The organism is Mesorhizobium helmanticense, from assembly GCF_003034915.1.
GTDB classification, from domain to species: Bacteria; Pseudomonadota; Alphaproteobacteria; order Rhizobiales; family Rhizobiaceae; genus Mesorhizobium; species Mesorhizobium helmanticense.
In genome coordinates, this window is the sequence record NZ_PZJX01000031.1 from 42,678 (window position 1) to 57,686 (window position 15,009).

Genomic DNA, 15,009 nt, shown 5'->3' on the forward strand with positions numbered 1-15,009 from the left:
CAAGGATGCGGTTACTGCAGCGCGCCCTTCTTAGCCAAGGGAACGTCACCGCGAAAAAGAGCGTCATCCAAACCTTTGGCTCGGGGGTATTGTGAGAACATTCTATACTGACGCTGACGTTGGCTAAGGCCGCGTTCGTAATCCGCTGACCTTCAACGGCTTATCGTAGTTAGCGATAGATAACATTTTCAAGAGTGCTGTCAGCATAGGCATCCGAGTTTGTGAGGTGCCCGTCATAAGAGCCCACTTTATTGACGACGGCGCCATTCTTAAAAACGATCTGAAGGCCGTGTTCAGGCTCCCAATCACAATTGCACTCAAGTGACACGTATATGCCATTATCACCTTCGGGCCGGCGGCTAACGAAGGCCTCTCCGCCAAGCTGCACGAATTGCCATATCTCGGAAGGTGAGCTGATAGATGGGAAATCATCGGCTGGTTCAATGTTTGCTTTGACGTCAAGATAATATTTGAAGATATGCGATGCTGCTGCCCTAAGAACAGTATTGGGCGCTTCCAAGAAGTTTGCAATCGCTTTGTGGAAATCTTCAACTGGAGGGTCTTCGTCGTATCCTTCAACGAGTATTCTGCATTTGTCCCCATTCATAACCGCCAACGAGATGGGCTCGCTAACGTAGCAACCGTTGCGTTCATCAAATCTACATTCGCCAAGGCCTGGAATTTTCATTATTGCGCTCCTTCCAAGGGGGCATAAACAGAAATGAAAGAGAATCATCCATCGGTAGAATCTTCGGTAGATAATCTACTCGACGCCGCGAGCCTAATCCGGCCAGCGCAAGGCGCCGGACGACACCTTGCGAGGCTGGTTCATGGCGTCGGCGGGGCGCTCGGCGCTCAGCAACGCCCGCATGCGCTCGGCGACGATCTCCGCCTCGCCCGGATGCAGATTGCACGGATCGAGGAAGAAATGCCCGCGTTCCACTTCGTGGTTGCGCACGATGATCGGAGGCGAGCCCGCCGCCAGCGCCGAGGCGAGGCCGGCGGCGCTGAAGCCGCTTTCCGGCCGGACGAAGACTTGCAGGCGATCGAGCGGGTTGGCGGTCGGATCGGGGATGATCTCGGCGCCAATTCCGGCAATGCCTTGCAAGGCGTCCTTCCACAGGTTGAGCGCCGCTTCCTCCCGTTGCCGGATGCCGGCATGGTCGCGCTTTTCCCAGGCTTCGAGTGCGGCAATAGTGCCGGCGATGCTTTCCTTGCCGACCTTCATGGCGCGCGCAACGCCACGGTTCTGGAGATAGGCGGCCCGCACCAGGTCCTTGCGCCCCGTGACGATGCCGCTGGTCGGGCCTGAGAGGAATTTGTGGCCGCTGTAGATGACGATATCGGCGCCGCGCGCGAGGAAGCCCCGCAGATCATATTCCGAGGCGGCGTCGACGATGACCGGAACATTCCTGGCGTGGCAGATCTCGCAGAATTCCTCCAGCGACAGCATGCCGTATTGCACGGTGTGATGGGCAACGACGTAGAGGCCGGCCGCGGTGCGGTCCCGGATCGCGTCGCGCACATGATAATCCTGCGTGACGCTGACGGTGCCGGCCGGGATGGTTTTTGCTCCGGCAAGGCGGATCGACTGGTCGATCGGCGCGCCGTAATTGACGATGTGGCCCAGCTGGACGATGACCTCCGACTTCAGCCCTTCCGTGTCGTCCGGCAGCCGCTCGATCGCCAGCAGGTTGGTGCCGGTCATGGAGCCGGCAATCGCCATGGTGATGCCGCTGGCGCAGCAAGCGGTGATGAAGCCGGCCTCGCCGCCGGTGAGGCGCGCGACGACCGTGCTTGCGGCGCGTTGCAGGTCGTCCATCTCCACCCATTGCGAGGCGATTTCGGCCATCGCGCTGATCGCTTCCGGGACAATGATCGAGGCGCCGAGCGACGTCATAGTACCGGAAACATTGATGATCGGGCGAAGGCCGAGCCGTTCGCGGATTGTCGTGTTGGAGCCGTTTGCGGAATAGGTTTTCATCGTTTGCGTATCCATGGGTGAAAATTCAGGCGGCGATCTCGACGACCGCCTCGATTTCGACTGTGATGTTGCCCGGCAAGGAGCCGACGCCGATCGCCGAACGAGCATGCCCGCCGATGCCGTCAAAGACGTCAGCGAAAAGATCGGAGCAGCCGTTCACCACTTTCGGGTGGTCGCTGAAGGTCGGGATCGCATTGACGAAGCCAAGCAGCTTGACGATGCGCACGATGCGGCCGAGGTCACCAGCCGCGGCGTGCATGACGGCGAGCAGGTTCAAGCCGGTGAGGCGGGCATGCGCATAGGCCTCTTCCACCGTGACGTCGTCACCCACCTTGCCGGTATAAAGCGTGCCATCGGCGCGCAACGGCCCCTGGCCGGAAAGGAAGATCAGGCGTCCGCTCTCGGCGTGGGTAACGAAGTTGGCGATGGGTGTTGGCGGCTCGGGCAGCGTCAGGCCCAGTTCAGCGAGCCGGATGTAAGGCGTCATAAAAAGCTCCTTGCGACAGCTTTCGCTGCCCGGTGTCAGAAATGCGAGGCGCGGAACCGTGCCAGGAAGTTGCGAAGGCGTTCGTTCTCGATCTCCGCCCCCAGGATCTCGGCGGGCGGCCCGGCAGCGCTGACGCTGCCATCCGCCATGAAGACGATGCGGCTCGAGGCGTCGCGCGCAAAGGCCATTTCATGCGTGACCATCAGCATCGTCATGCCGTCCTCGGCCAGGCTGCGCACGACCGCGAGTACCTCGCCGACGAGTTCGGGATCGAGCGCGGAGGTTATCTCGTCGAGAAGCAGGATCTTCGGTTCCATCGCCACGGCGCGGGCAATGCCGACGCGCTGCTGCTGGCCGCCGGAAAGCTCAGCCGGCAGGCTGTCGGCCTTGTGGGCGAGGCCGACCCGGCCAAGCCAGTGCTCGGCGATCTGGCGGGCCTCGGCGTCGCTCTTGCCACGCACCTTGCGCAGGCCGAGCATGATGTTGCCGGCCGCCGTCAGATGCGGGAACAGGTTGAAGCTCTGGAACACCATGCCGGTCTCGGCGCGCATCGCCGCCAGGTCGCGCTCGCTGCGCCGCTGGCGCGTGGCGGCCTCACGGTAGCCGACCTCCTTGCCGTCGATGCGGATCGAGCCGCTGTCATAGCTCTCGAGGAAATTGACGCAGCGCAGCAGCGTGGTCTTTCCGCTGCCGGATGGCCCGATGACCGACACCACCTCGCCGCGTTTCACCTCGAGACTGACGGCACGCAGCACCTCGACGGTGCCGAAGGCCTTGGAGACATCGCGTACATCGAGCAGAGCGGCATTGGCGTTTGCGGACATCTTGCTATTCCCGGATAAAGGAGAAACGCCGCTCCAGCCGCCGGCTGGCGAGCGAAAGGGCGTAGTTGACCGCGAAGTAGACGAGCGCGCCGAAGATGTAGAGCGGCATTGCCTCGTAGGTGCGGCCGATGACCTGGTTGATGGCCTGCATCAGGTCGGTGATGCCGAGCAGCGAGACCAACGCGCTGCCCTTCACCGCATCGGTGACGCCATTGATCCATGGCGGCAGGAAGCGCCTGAACGCCTGCGGGAAGATGACGTAGGCCAGGCGCTGGCGAAAGGTCAGGCCGATCGCCATCGCCGCTTCGGATTGCCCTTTCGGAATGGAGGCGACCGCGCCCCTGAGATACTCGACGACCTGCGCCGTCTTGAACAGAGTTAGCGCCAGCACGGCCGCCCAGAAGGACTGCAAATGGACGCCGACGGCAGGCAGGCCGTAATAGACGAAGAAGATGAGCACCAGGATCGGGATGCCGCGGATGGTGTCGCTGAAAATGCGCACCGCCCAGCGCAGTGGAGCCGGACCGTAGACAAGGCCGACGCCCATCAATACGCCGGCGATGAGCGACAGCACCACGACCAGCAGCGACACCCAGAGCGTCAGGGCGAAACCCTGGGCCAGGAAAGGCAAGGCGTAGAGGATCTGGCCGAGCATCTAGCGTGCCGCCCTGAACCGGCGCTCGACGAGCCGCAGCCCGAAAAGCAGCGCGTAGCCCGTCAGCAGATACATGGCCGTCACCACGAGGTAGACCTCCACGATCCGGAACGTGTTGAAGTTGATCCACTGGGCGCCGTAGGTGAGTTCGGGCACCGAGATGACCGAGGCGACGGACGTGTCCTTGAACAGCGATATGAAGGTGTTGGAGAGCGCCGGCAGCGTGATCCGCAGCATCGTCGGCAGCCGCACGTGGATGAGCCTTTGCCAAGGCGTCAGGCCGATTGCCTTGCCGGCGTCGATCTGGCCGCGCGGAACGGCTTCGAGCCCCGAGCGAAACACCTCGACCAGATAGGCGCCGCTATAGAGCGACAGCGTGGCGATGAACGAGGTCTGCGCGGAGTAGGCGATGTCGACCACGGTCGGCAGGCCGTAGAAGACGAGATAGACGAGCAGGATCAGCGGCACGTTGCGGATGAACTCGACATAGGCGGCGATGACGGCCCGCACCACGCGTCCGGCCGAAACGTACCAGACCGCCAGAACCAGCCCGATGACGATGCCGATGGCGATCGAAATCACGGCGAGTTCAAGGCTGAGCAGCAGCCCGCCCCAGAGCTTGTCGAAATGCCGCCAGATCAGGTTGAAATTGAGGGCATAGCCCATGCGTCCGCCTCAGTGCCAAGGGCCATCGGGGAGAAAGAGGCGGAAGGGCGCCGATTGCCGCCCTTCCGCCGGCTGTATCAGATGACCGGGAAGCCGGGATGGCGCGCCGGTGGCTCCAACCCGAAATAGTCCTTGAACGCGGCGTCGTAGAGCGCCGTTTCATGACCGAACATTGCCGTTGCGAAGGCTGTGTTGACGAAGGCCAGCCAGTCGGGATCGCCTTGCCGCAGTGCTGCACCGTATAGCATCGAGAACCAGCTCTTGCCGGCGTCGAAATATTTGTCCGGATTGCGCGAGGCGAGCCAGCGCACCGTCGACAGATCGACGGCGGCCGCATCGGCGCGCTTCGATTCCAGCGCCTGCAGCACATTGGCCTGGGTGTCGATCTGCATCACCTGCGACTCCGGCAGGACGAGATGCACATTTTGCTCGGCATCGACGTTCTGCAGGATGGAAATCCGTGTTGCCGAACCACCGGCGAGCAGCTTGTCGAAAGTCTTGTTCTCAGCGGTCGGCAGCGTCAGCAACGCCACACCTTCAACATAATAAGGTCTGGAGAAGTTGATCAGCTGCGAGCGCTGGGCGGTCATGGTCATGAACTGGATGGTGATGTCGACCTTGTTGGTGGTCACGTTGGGAATGCGCTGTGCCGGATCCTGCATGACGAACTCGACCTTGGTCGGATCGTCGAACAGACCCTTGGCAAGGATGCGCCCCATGGTGATGTCCATGCCGACGAGTTCGCCGGCGTCGTTTTCGAAGTGCCAGGGCGCGTTGGTGCTGCCGGTGCCGACGATCAGCTTGCCGCGATCGAGAACGGTGCGCAGCAGGCTGTCGGATGCGGCCTGGGCCGCGGCTTTCTGGACATCGACCGCTGTGGCCGCGCTCATCACGCCGGCCGTTGCCAGCCCGGCCATGCCCAGTTTCAGAAAATCACGTCTCTTGGATGTATCGTTCACGGCGACCTCCTTTTTCGTGTTGTGTTCCCCTTGGCAGACACATGCGTCACTATAATTTGTCTCTTACAAAAGACACATGTATCCTGTACAAGACAGATACTAACATCGGGAATCAACAATGCAAGATGGCAATGCCTTGGCGGCTCGGCTGGATATCGGTCCGGGCGAGGACAGGATTTCGGTCTCTCGCGAGAAGGGTCTCAACCGGGTGCTCCATATCCTGGAGTTCCTGCACACGACCCAGCGCGCGGTCGGCATCGGCGACCTTGCCAAGGGCGTGAATGCGCCCCGGTCGACGACCTACACGCTGGTGCGCGAACTCGTGGATGCGGGCCTGCTGGAAATGGCCGGCGACGGCAACCGGGTCTATTTCGGCAAGAAGCTCTATCTCTACGGAATGGACTATGTCAGGGGCAACGACCTGCTCAGGAGAGGCCGCCAGGAGGTCGACAATCTGTCGCGCGAGACGGGCGAGACCTCGGAATTGTGCATGCTGCAAAGCGGCCGCTACACGATCGTCCACTCCAGTCCGGGCACCAGGCCGTTCCGCATCAGCTCGGCCACCGGCTTGCAGATCCCGCTTCCCTGGACCGCTTCGGGGCGTCTGCTGCTGGCCGGTTTCGAAAGGGCCGCGATCGAAGACATGGTGTCCGAAGACGACCTCGTTCTGCCGGACGGCCGCAGATTGCGGCTCGACGATTTCATAGCCGACATCGCCACCGCCAAGGCGACCGGCCATTGCATCACGTCAGGGCTGGTCGATGCCTACACAAAATGCCTGGCCGCACCGGTCTTCTCGGCGCCTGGCAAGGTGGAGGCGACGATGTGCCTGGTGGTGCCGATAGACACGTCCGAAGCAAAGACCGGCGAGCTCATTGCCTTGCTGCGGGGGCGCGCGGCCAGCCTGTCGATCTCGTGATCCGGCTTCCACCGAGGCGCCGCCGGCGGCTTTGCTCACGCAATGATGTCGGGGATGATCCGGTCTTCCAGCGCCATCAGCCTATCCTTCAGGAAGAGCTTCTTTTTCTTCATGCGCTGGATCTGCAGCGGGTCGCAACTCATGGCGATCATCGCGTTGATGGCGGCGTCGAAATCGGCGTGTTCCTGCTTCAGCCGAGAATATTCGAGGCGGATATCAGCCTGTTCCTGTTCGGACATTACCTACCGTCTGCACGTCTGCGACGCCCAAAATGGGCTTGATTTGGGCGGGGGCGGCATATTTTGCCACCGGCGCGCAGCCCTTACCACATTTCACATTGTCGTGGAATGCTACCACGCAGCATTCGACATCGATGCCCGATGGTGGCAGAGTGTCATGGTGCCGTCACAGATGCGAGCCTGCGGTGGAACGCGCCTTGACGGCTGCAATCGAGGAAACCATGAAAGGGAGAACCAATCATGTCTCTTGCATCCCATCTTGATGAGTTGCAGCGGAAACACGGCGACATCGAGCGTGAGCTCGACGATGCGATGAACCATCCATCGGTCGACGACCTCGAAATCGTGAATCTGAAGCGGCGCAAGTTGGCAATCAAGGACGAGATTGAAAAACTGAAGGCGAAACCGACGACGCACTGACGCTCCTCCAGGACTAGCTGCGCCGCTTTCGGCGCGCGACCATCTTTCCGGTGGCAGCCATGCCGCCGGGAGTGGCGCTTTGTTTTAACCTCTGAACATGGCTCCTGCCACTGGCGACATCGAAGGTGTTTGCCGCCGCCTTCTGTTATGGATTTGCTAGGTCTGCCTGACTGTCGCCATTGACAAGCCATCTTTGCTCCTCCACCTCATGCCCGGACCTTCGCATCGGCCCGAAAACCGGATCCGGTTTTCGGAAAGCACGTTGCGCAGATTAAAAGCGTTGGAGCGTACTTTGTGCGTCCAAGTGGACGCGCGTCGCTCCAGAAATAAAAGGCAGCCGGCATGACCGGATATTTTTCCTCCCCCTTTGCGCGCCGCACATCGGTCGGTGTCGATGTCGGCGGCGTGATGGTCGGCGGGAGCGCCCCTGTCGTCGTGCAGTCGATGACCAACACCGATACCGCCGATGTCGACCAGACGGTCGCCCAGGTTGCCGCACTGCATCGCGCCGGCTCCGAGATCGTGCGCATTACCGTCGACCGTAACGAGAGCGCCGCCGCCGTGCCCGCCATTCGCGACCGGCTTGCCCGGCTCGGCATCAACGTGCCGCTGGTCGGCGATTTCCACTATATCGGCCACAAGCTGCTCGCCGACCATCCGGCCTGCGCGGAGGCTTTGGCGAAATACCGCATCAACCCCGGCAATGTCGGCTTCAAGGACAAGAAGGACCGACAGTTCACTGACATCGTCGAGATGGCGATCAAATACGACAAGCCGGTGCGCATCGGCGTCAACTGGGGTTCGCTCGACCAGGAACTGCTGACCCGGCTGATGGACGACAACCAGGCCCAGGGCTTTCCGCTGACCGCGCAGGAAGTGACGCGCGAGGCGATCGTGCAGTCGGCCATTCTGTCGGCCGAAATGGCCGAGGAGATCGGCCTTGGCCGCGACAAGATCATCCTGTCGGCCAAGGTCAGCGGCGTGCAGGACCTGATCGCCGTCTATACCGAGCTTGCCACCCGCTCCAACCACGCACTGCATCTCGGCCTGACCGAGGCCGGCATGGGCTCGAAAGGCATCGTCGCCTCGTCTGCGGCGATGGGCATCCTGCTGCAGCAAGGCATTGGCGACACCATTCGCATCTCGCTGACGCCGGAACCGAATGGCGACCGCACCCGCGAGGTGCAGGTGTCGCAGGAACTGCTGCAGACCATGGGCTTCCGGCAATTCGTGCCGATCGTCGCTGCCTGTCCGGGTTGCGGGCGCACCACTTCGACCGTATTCCAGGAACTCGCCCAGAACATCCAGGCCGATCTCAGGAAGAACATGCCGGTGTGGCGGGAAAAATATCCAGGCGTCGAGAACCTCAAGGTCGCGGTGATGGGTTGCATCGTCAATGGCCCCGGCGAATCCAAGCACGCCGATATCGGCATTTCGCTGCCCGGCACGGGCGAGACGCCGACGGCGCCAGTATTCGTCGACGGCAAGAAGGCGGCGACGCTGCGCGGGCCGTCGATTGCCGCCGACTTCGAGAAGATGGTCGCCGACTATATCGAGAACCGGTTCGGACAACACGGCAAGGCCGCAGCGGAGTAAGTCGATGCGCTTCCGCCGGGCGACGCTGGTCTTGCTTGCCGGGCTGGGCTGGGCAACTGCCGTCCACGCCGATCCGCCGCGTCCCGCCAAGCAGCGCCTGATCGACCGGGTCTGCAACCTGATCGAGGCCCATGCGAACCAGAACGGCCTGCCCGAGGATTTCTTTGCCCGGCTGATCTGGAAGGAAAGTCGCTTCGACCCCAATGCGCTCAGTCCGGTCGGCGCCGAAGGTATTGCCCAGTTCATGCCGGGCACCGCCAAGATGCGCGGTCTCGCCAATTCCTTCGATATCGAGCAGGCCATCCCGGCCTCGGCGAAATATCTCGCCGAACTGAAAACCGGCTTCGGCAATCTGGGTCTCGCCGCCGCCGCCTACAATGCCGGCGAAACCCGGGTTTCGCGCTGGCTGAAATCCGGCGGCTTCCTGCCGATGGAAACCGAAAGCTACGTTCTGGACGTCATGGGCGAGCCGGCCGACAGGTTCACCGACACCGCCTATGCCGGCATCGTCCGGCCGCTCGACAAGAAAGCGAACTTTGCGGTCGCCTGCCGTACGCTGCCGGTGATCATGTCGAGAACCGTGGCCATGGCCTCGATCAACGTCAAGCCTTGGGGCGTGCAGGTGGCCGGCAATTTCCGCCGCGGCGCGGCGCTCAGCCAATGGAGCAGTGTGAAGCGCCGGTTTCCGGCCTTGCTCGGCGGCAGCAATCCGGTGGTCAGCCGGGTGCGCACCCCGATCGGCCGGCGCGGCATCTATGCGGTGCGGATCGGCGCCGACACCAAAGCCAAGGCCGACAATATCTGCCAGAAACTGCAAAGCGTTGGCGGCGCCTGCATTGTGGTGCGAAATCGATAGGTCTCGGCGGGCGGCCTCGCGAAGACATTGGCAAAGCATCGCCAGAACCGCGCATCGGACGCACGGTTCTGGCAAGCTCAAACCCCGAAGGCGCCCCCCGCCGATCGGATGACGCGGAACCTATGTTTGCCTTCGAGGGAGGTCAATTCGACGGATGGGTATCCGGCTGACTATTATTGGGTGGAATTTTGCCAGCCGTTGCGGGCGGGTTCAGTTGTTGCGCGCCGCCACGAATTTGGCAGCTTCTTTCAGAAGCGCGGCGTCTTCGCCATAGGGATCAAGCAGCGCATGCGCCTGGTCGACCAGCCCGTTGAGCTGGCCCCGCGCCCAGTCGGCGCCGTGCAGCGCCACCAGCGTCGCCTTGCCGGCGGCGGCATCCTTGCCGGTGGCCTTGCCCATCTGGCTGGCGTCCGCCGTCAGGTCGAGCAGGTCGTCGGCAAGCTGAAAGGCCAGCCCGATCGCCGAGCCGAACTCGGCCAGTCTTTCGCGGTCGGCCGGTGGCGCGCCGGCAATGATCGCACCCGCCTCGCAGGCGAAGCGCATCAGCGCACCGGTCTTCATCGCCTGCAGCCGGATGATCCCGGCTTCGTCCGGCCTGATATGCTCGGCTTCGAGATCGAGCGTCTGGCCGCCAACCATGCCGCCGGCCCCGGCGGCGCGGGCAAGCGCCAGCACCAGAGCTGCCCTGCGCTCAGCCGGCAGCGCTGTCGCCTCATCGGCGATGATGTCGAAGGCAAGTGTCAGCAAGGCGTCGCCGGCGAGGATGGCGGTCGCCTCGTCGAAGGCCTTGTGCACGGTCGGCTGGCCACGGCGCAAATCGTCGTCATCCATGGCCGGCAGATCGTCATGAATCAGCGAATAACAATGCACGCATTCGAGCGCGGCGGCCACGCGCAGCGCCGCTTCGCCGTCGGCGGAAAACAGCGCGGCACTTTCCAGGACCAGGAATGGGCGCAGGCGCTTGCCGCCGTTCAACACGCCGTGGCGCATCGCCGCCATCAGGTGTTCCGGCCGCGCGATCTCGCCGGAATGCGGGCGTTCATCGAGAAGTTGCCTGAGCAGCGCCTCGAGCGGGCCAGCGCGTGCGACAAGTGCTGCCTCGAACGGCATTTGGTCGTCTTTCGTCATGGCCGGGACCGGTAGCCGACACTCAGACGTTGCGCAAGAAGCCAAGCGCCATTATGCCGGGGGCAGGGAGTAGCGTGGGTTGGACGGCTTGGCGGAACCGATCGTCGATCTCGAAACCGAAGGGTTGGACATGGCGGGTAGACCGAAACGCGGCAACCGCATCGGTCTCAAACGCTGGGCCCGGCGCGGCATTGCCGTGGTCCTTGTGCTGGCGCTGATCCCGGCGGTGCTGACCTTCCTTTACCTGCCGTGGTTCGTGCATCCCGTGTCGACGCTGATGCTGAAGGATCTGGCGACGTTTTCCGGCTATGACCGGCGCTGGGTTTCGATCGACGATGTGGCGCCGGTGCTGGCGCATTCGGTCATCATGTCGGAGGACGGGCAGTTCTGTTTCCACCGCGGCATCGATCTCGGCGAATTGAGGGGCGTCGTCGACGATGCGCTGTCGGGTGAGATGACGCGGGGCGCCTCGACCATCACCATGCAGACGGTGAAGAACCTCTATCTCTGGTCACGGCCGCTGGGCTCGGTGCGCAAGGTCGTCGAACTGCCGCTTGCCGTCTATTTCGACGCGGTGATGTCGAAACGGCGCATCATGGAAATCTACCTCAACATCGCCGAATGGGGACCGGGCATCTATGGCATCGAGGCCGCCGCCCAGCACCATTTCGGAGTTTCGGCAAAACAATTGTCGCGGCGGCAGGCGGCGCTGCTTGCCGTCACCTTGCCGAACCCGATCGCGCGCAACCCGGCCAAACCCGGGCCGGGGCTGAGACGGCTGGCCTCGCTGATCGAGCGGCGTGCGGGCCGGTCCGGCGCCTATGTCGGCTGCCTGCAGTAGCGGCAAAAAAATTCGCTGCAGCGCTGGCCAAAACGGCATCAGGCGTGTATAGGCACCCGACTTTCTCAGATTCCGGCCCCTGATGCGGCCCTTTCACGAGGGCGGCCGGGGCATTTTGACCATCTAGTGGAGCATATCCATGGCCGTTCCGAAACGAAAAACCTCTCCGTCCAAGCGCGGCATGCGCCGCTCGGCCGACGCCCTCAAGGCGCCGACCTATGTCGAGGACAAGAATTCCGGTGAGATGCGCCGGCCGCACCATATCGACCTGAAGACCGGCATGTATCGCGGCCGCCAGGTGTTGACGCCCAAGGAAAGCTGAAACCAGCTTGCCTGGGAAAGCTGAGAAGCTTTCCACGGGTTCGTGACTACCAATGGACCGGCCTCTGGCCGGTCCTTTTGCATTTGCGCGCAGATATAGCTGACACCGAACGAACCCCAGGCATCCCAGCAGCCGTATCGATTGACTTTCGGCTGACACGGTTATTTCGCACCGTCTTTGTCCGTGTTCGCGGCTGCATGCGAAAATTCTTGACGGCGCATGCCGGGCGCCTACTACAGAAGGCAGTCCAACCGGAGCCGCCAGATGTTCGGTGCCATTCCGCTGCTGATCGTGCCCTTCGTTCTCTACAATCTCGGGCTTCTGGGAATATTCGGCGGCGGCGACGATCCGTGGGCGACAGAGATGTTCTCGGTCCGCATGATGTCGGGCGGCGTCTTCTCGATGACCCTTGGCGACCTGATGGTGCTGATCGGGCTCATCTTCTTCTTCGTCGAAATGGTGAAGGCGACGCGCACGACGAACGCGTCGATCATGGACCATCTGTTGTCCACCTTCGTCTTCGTGGCTTTCCTGGTCGAGTTCCTGCTGGTGAAGGGCGCGGCGCATTCCGTCTTCTTCACGCTGACGGTCATCGCGCTGATCGATGTACTGGCCGGCTTCTCGGTATCGATGCGGTCGGCGAGCCGCGACATCAACATGAATTGAGTTCAGCCGGGGTCGGCGGTGAAGCCGGCGGCCTCGATGCCGGCGATTGCGGCTGCCTCGTCATTGTCCGACGTATCGCCGGAAATGCCGACCGCGCCGACGATGGCGCCTGATTTGTCACGGATCAGCACTCCGCCGACGACGGGCAGGACGCGGCCGCCCGACACGTCGGAGACGCCGGCCATCAGATGCGGGCGTTCCTTGGCGAAGGCTTCCGCGCGGCGTGAGCCCATGCCGATGGCAAGCGCGCCATAGGCCTTGCCGGCCGACATTTGCGGACGCAGGAACGAGGCGCCGTCCTGGCGCTGGAAGGCGACCAGATGGGCGCCGGCATCAAGGACGGAAACGCCGAGCGGCTTGAGCTTGAGTTCGGCGCCTTTGGCAAAGGCGGCCTCGATGATGTTGATGGCGGTGTCGAGCGTCAGCGCGGTCATGGCATTCTCCTGTTGAAACGCCTCAATCATCGACCGGGAGCAGGAGATGCAAAATCCCGGTTCCGGTTGAAATTGCTTTGCATGTGAAAGCGAAATGGAAGGCGATGGTATTCTGGAGCGGGTCGATGGCTCGCGCAAGCCGAATAGGCGCAGCCTTCCACCGCTTCCAGACCTGCGCCGGAGTTCAGACGAGTGAGACTATTTCTTCTTGGCGCGCGCCGGCTTTTTCACCGGGGCAGGCGGCGCATTGGCCAGGTCTTCCGCTTCCTTGGCGAGGCGCAGCGCCCTCAGCTTGTTGGTCTTTATCTGGCGGGCGTCGCTCTCGGCGACATATTCCGCCATCGCCTTCTGACGAACGGTGGCGGCCTCTTCCTGCTTCTTGAAACGCAAATCGGCCCGCGCGCGGGCCGTATCCTTAGAATTCTCAACCAAGGGCTTTTCCAATCCCGTTATGATTTTCTGTGCCTTGATAGCAGAGCCAGCCTGCAAATGGCAAAATAAGTTGGTCAGGCAGCCGGCTCGCACCCCGCCTCCGACGCCTTGCGGGCGACAACCGCTTCATATCCGGCCTGCAAGGTCGCGCGGACCGTGGGGCCTGATGCGGGGGAAGGCGTGCCCAGATGCTCGTGGCGCAACTCGTCCATGAACTTGTCCCACATTGGCTGGCCACCCTTTTCCAGCAGTTCGGCCCGGATCGAGAGTTCCTCGCTGACCGGCAGCCAAACGCGGCCCCAGGCGCCGAGATGGGCCAGGATCGGCATCAGGGTGATTGCCATTTCGGTCAGGCTATAGATCGCCTTCTGCTTGTGGGACGGATCGTCGGCCTTGGTCAGCATGCCCAGTTGCATCAGCCGCTTCAGCCGGTCGGCGAGGATGTTGGAGGCGATGCCTTCGATCGAACCGTTGAGCAGTTCGCGAAAATGGCGTTTGCCGCCGAAAATCATGTCGCGAAGGATGATCAGGCTCCACCGGTCACCAAATACTTCGAGCGACAGGTTGATCGGGCATCCGGACCGGTGATCGGTGTGCATGCGATTCTCCAGGAAAAACTGGTTGCATTATCGTAGCAGTCTTATTATGGTGCAACTGATTGCAAAATGCAATCAGTTGCACGGAGGAGATCGCGATCATGACGAGCACCTTGGAACCCGACATTGCGTCCCAGACATTTGGCGATCCGGCGCATCCGCCGCTGCTGCTGATCATGGGCGCCATGGCGTCGATGCTCTGGTGGCCGGAGGCGTTTTGCCAGAAATTGGCCGGCGAGGGTCTGTTCGTGATCCGCTATGACAATCGCGATACCGGCCGCTCGACCAAATATGCGCCGGGCGAGCCGCCTTACACATTCGACGACATGGTGGACGATGCCATTCGCGTGCTCGACCACCATGGCATAAGCAAAGCGCATGTAGCCGGGATGTCTATGGGTGGCATGATCGCACAGCTTGTGGCGCTGAAATATCCGTTGCGCGTCCTCTCGCTCACCGCCATCAGCACATCGCCGGCCGGGATCGATACGTCGCATCTGCCCGGGACGAGCGAGACCTATAAGAAGCATTCGGCCAAAGGGGCTGACGTCGACTGGTCGGACCGCGACCAGGTGGTCGACTTCATCGTCAAGGACGCACAGGCCATCGCCAGCACCGCGCATCCATTCGACGAGGAGCGGACGAGGCGTTTCGTCGAACAGGATTACGACCGGTCCGGTGGCTTGTTGAGCGCAACCAATCATTTCCTGCTCAAGGGAGCGGAAGGCGAGGGCGCGGAAGGCGGGGACGCCGATGATCGGAAAAGCGACCTGCACGAATTGAAGGTTCCACTCCTCGTCATCCACGGCACGGCGGACCCGATCTTTCCGATCGAGCATGGCGCCGCTCTCGCCGAAGCCGTTGCCGGCGCGACGCTTGTCCGCATCGAAGGCGGTGGCCATGAACTGCATCCCGACGACTGGGCGGAGATTGTCGCCGCCATCGCGGCGCATTGCCGGGCCAGATAGAGCAGGGCGGGTCTTGA

The 15,009-nt window shown here is 62.3% G+C and carries 20 protein-coding genes; 8 read left to right on the forward strand and 12 right to left on the reverse strand.

What is annotated here, in order from left to right:
• Positions 1-169 precede the first annotated feature (169 nt).
• The 7 genes from C9427_RS18375 to C9427_RS18405 all read right to left on the reverse strand — a co-directional run bounded on the left by C9427_RS18375 (position 170) and on the right by C9427_RS18405 (position 5,575).
• A complete protein-coding gene (locus tag C9427_RS18375; protein ID WP_107650545.1) occupies positions 170-688 on the reverse strand; it encodes a DUF6985 domain-containing protein in 519 nt (172 codons plus the stop codon).
• Between the two features lie 93 nt (positions 689-781).
• Positions 782-1,984: an aminotransferase class V-fold PLP-dependent enzyme gene (locus tag C9427_RS18380; protein ID WP_107650593.1), complete on the reverse strand. Its 1,203-nt coding sequence runs from the start codon at positions 1,982-1,984 to the stop codon at positions 782-784.
• A 25-nt stretch (positions 1,985-2,009) separates the two neighbouring features.
• On the reverse strand, positions 2,010-2,471 hold the full coding sequence (locus tag C9427_RS18385; protein ID WP_107650546.1) for a RidA family protein: 462 nt from the start codon (positions 2,469-2,471) through the stop codon (positions 2,010-2,012).
• 35 nt (positions 2,472-2,506) lie between these two features.
• Positions 2,507-3,295, reverse strand: a complete 789-nt coding sequence (locus C9427_RS18390; RefSeq protein ID WP_107650547.1) for an amino acid ABC transporter ATP-binding protein — start codon at positions 3,293-3,295, stop codon at positions 2,507-2,509.
• Positions 3,296-3,299: 4 nt separating this feature from the next.
• The gene (locus C9427_RS18395) at positions 3,300-3,950 is read right to left on the reverse strand and encodes an amino acid ABC transporter permease (RefSeq protein ID WP_097571995.1); all 651 of its coding nucleotides are present in this window, start codon (positions 3,948-3,950) and stop codon (positions 3,300-3,302) included.
• The gene (locus tag C9427_RS18400; RefSeq protein ID WP_097571996.1) at positions 3,951-4,616 is read right to left on the reverse strand and encodes an amino acid ABC transporter permease; all 666 of its coding nucleotides are present in this window, start codon (positions 4,614-4,616) and stop codon (positions 3,951-3,953) included.
• A 77-nt stretch (positions 4,617-4,693) separates the two neighbouring features.
• On the reverse strand, positions 4,694-5,575 hold the full coding sequence (locus C9427_RS18405) for a transporter substrate-binding protein (protein WP_107650548.1): 882 nt from the start codon (positions 5,573-5,575) through the stop codon (positions 4,694-4,696).
• Positions 5,576-5,693: 118 nt separating this feature from the next.
• Here C9427_RS18405 and C9427_RS18410 point away from each other — a divergent pair, with 118 nt between their 5' ends.
• Positions 5,694-6,494, forward strand: a complete 801-nt coding sequence (locus C9427_RS18410; protein ID WP_107650549.1) for an IclR family transcriptional regulator — start codon at positions 5,694-5,696, stop codon at positions 6,492-6,494.
• Between the two features lie 35 nt (positions 6,495-6,529).
• On the opposite strand, the gene C9427_RS18415 is transcribed toward C9427_RS18410, so the two are convergent.
• Positions 6,530-6,733: a YdcH family protein gene (locus C9427_RS18415; RefSeq protein ID WP_006327868.1), complete on the reverse strand. Its 204-nt coding sequence runs from the start codon at positions 6,731-6,733 to the stop codon at positions 6,530-6,532.
• 240 nt (positions 6,734-6,973) lie between these two features.
• Between C9427_RS18415 and C9427_RS18420 the strand changes: the two genes are divergently transcribed.
• The 3 genes from C9427_RS18420 to C9427_RS18430 all read left to right on the forward strand — a co-directional run bounded on the left by C9427_RS18420 (position 6,974) and on the right by C9427_RS18430 (position 9,605).
• Positions 6,974-7,153 carry a YdcH family protein gene (locus tag C9427_RS18420; RefSeq protein ID WP_107650550.1) on the forward strand — a complete coding sequence of 60 codons (180 nt, stop codon included), beginning with the start codon at positions 6,974-6,976 and terminating at the stop codon, positions 7,151-7,153.
• A 342-nt stretch (positions 7,154-7,495) separates the two neighbouring features.
• Positions 7,496-8,749 (forward strand): flavodoxin-dependent (E)-4-hydroxy-3-methylbut-2-enyl-diphosphate synthase, encoded by a 1,254-nt coding sequence (ispG, locus tag C9427_RS18425; RefSeq protein WP_107650551.1) that lies wholly within the window; start codon positions 7,496-7,498, stop codon positions 8,747-8,749.
• A 4-nt stretch (positions 8,750-8,753) separates the two neighbouring features.
• Positions 8,754-9,605, forward strand: coding sequence for a lytic transglycosylase domain-containing protein (locus C9427_RS18430; RefSeq protein WP_107650552.1), 852 nt, complete (start codon positions 8,754-8,756; stop codon positions 9,603-9,605).
• A gap of 210 nt (positions 9,606-9,815) precedes the next feature.
• Here C9427_RS18430 and C9427_RS18435 read toward each other — a convergent pair whose 3' ends face one another.
• The gene (locus tag C9427_RS18435) at positions 9,816-10,733 is read right to left on the reverse strand and encodes a polyprenyl synthetase family protein (RefSeq protein ID WP_107650553.1); all 918 of its coding nucleotides are present in this window, start codon (positions 10,731-10,733) and stop codon (positions 9,816-9,818) included.
• Positions 10,734-10,812: 79 nt separating this feature from the next.
• Between C9427_RS18435 and C9427_RS18440 the strand changes: the two genes are divergently transcribed.
• The 3 genes from C9427_RS18440 to C9427_RS18450 all read left to right on the forward strand — a co-directional run bounded on the left by C9427_RS18440 (position 10,813) and on the right by C9427_RS18450 (position 12,562).
• Entirely contained in the window at positions 10,813-11,574 is a 762-nt protein-coding gene (locus C9427_RS18440; protein ID WP_107650554.1) for a biosynthetic peptidoglycan transglycosylase, read from the forward strand.
• Positions 11,575-11,713: 139 nt separating this feature from the next.
• Positions 11,714-11,896, forward strand: a complete 183-nt coding sequence (rpmF, locus tag C9427_RS18445) for a 50S ribosomal protein L32 (protein ID WP_008834724.1) — start codon at positions 11,714-11,716, stop codon at positions 11,894-11,896.
• Between the two features lie 264 nt (positions 11,897-12,160).
• Positions 12,161-12,562: a hypothetical protein gene (locus tag C9427_RS18450; protein ID WP_107650594.1), complete on the forward strand. Its 402-nt coding sequence runs from the start codon at positions 12,161-12,163 to the stop codon at positions 12,560-12,562.
• Between the two features lie 2 nt (positions 12,563-12,564).
• Here C9427_RS18450 and C9427_RS18455 read toward each other — a convergent pair whose 3' ends face one another.
• From C9427_RS18455 to C9427_RS18465, 3 genes are all read right to left on the reverse strand, one after another.
• Positions 12,565-12,996 carry a GlcG/HbpS family heme-binding protein gene (locus C9427_RS18455; protein ID WP_107650595.1) on the reverse strand — a complete coding sequence of 144 codons (432 nt, stop codon included), beginning with the start codon at positions 12,994-12,996 and terminating at the stop codon, positions 12,565-12,567.
• 198 nt (positions 12,997-13,194) lie between these two features.
• The gene (locus C9427_RS18460; RefSeq protein WP_107650555.1) at positions 13,195-13,428 is read right to left on the reverse strand and encodes a hypothetical protein; all 234 of its coding nucleotides are present in this window, start codon (positions 13,426-13,428) and stop codon (positions 13,195-13,197) included.
• Positions 13,429-13,502: 74 nt separating this feature from the next.
• Positions 13,503-14,027 (reverse strand): winged helix-turn-helix transcriptional regulator, encoded by a 525-nt coding sequence (locus tag C9427_RS18465; RefSeq protein ID WP_107650556.1) that lies wholly within the window; start codon positions 14,025-14,027, stop codon positions 13,503-13,505.
• Positions 14,028-14,125: 98 nt separating this feature from the next.
• Here C9427_RS18465 and C9427_RS18470 point away from each other — a divergent pair, with 98 nt between their 5' ends.
• Positions 14,126-14,992 carry an alpha/beta fold hydrolase gene (locus C9427_RS18470; RefSeq protein WP_107650596.1) on the forward strand — a complete coding sequence of 289 codons (867 nt, stop codon included), beginning with the start codon at positions 14,126-14,128 and terminating at the stop codon, positions 14,990-14,992.
• Positions 14,993-15,009: the final 17 nt, after the last annotated feature.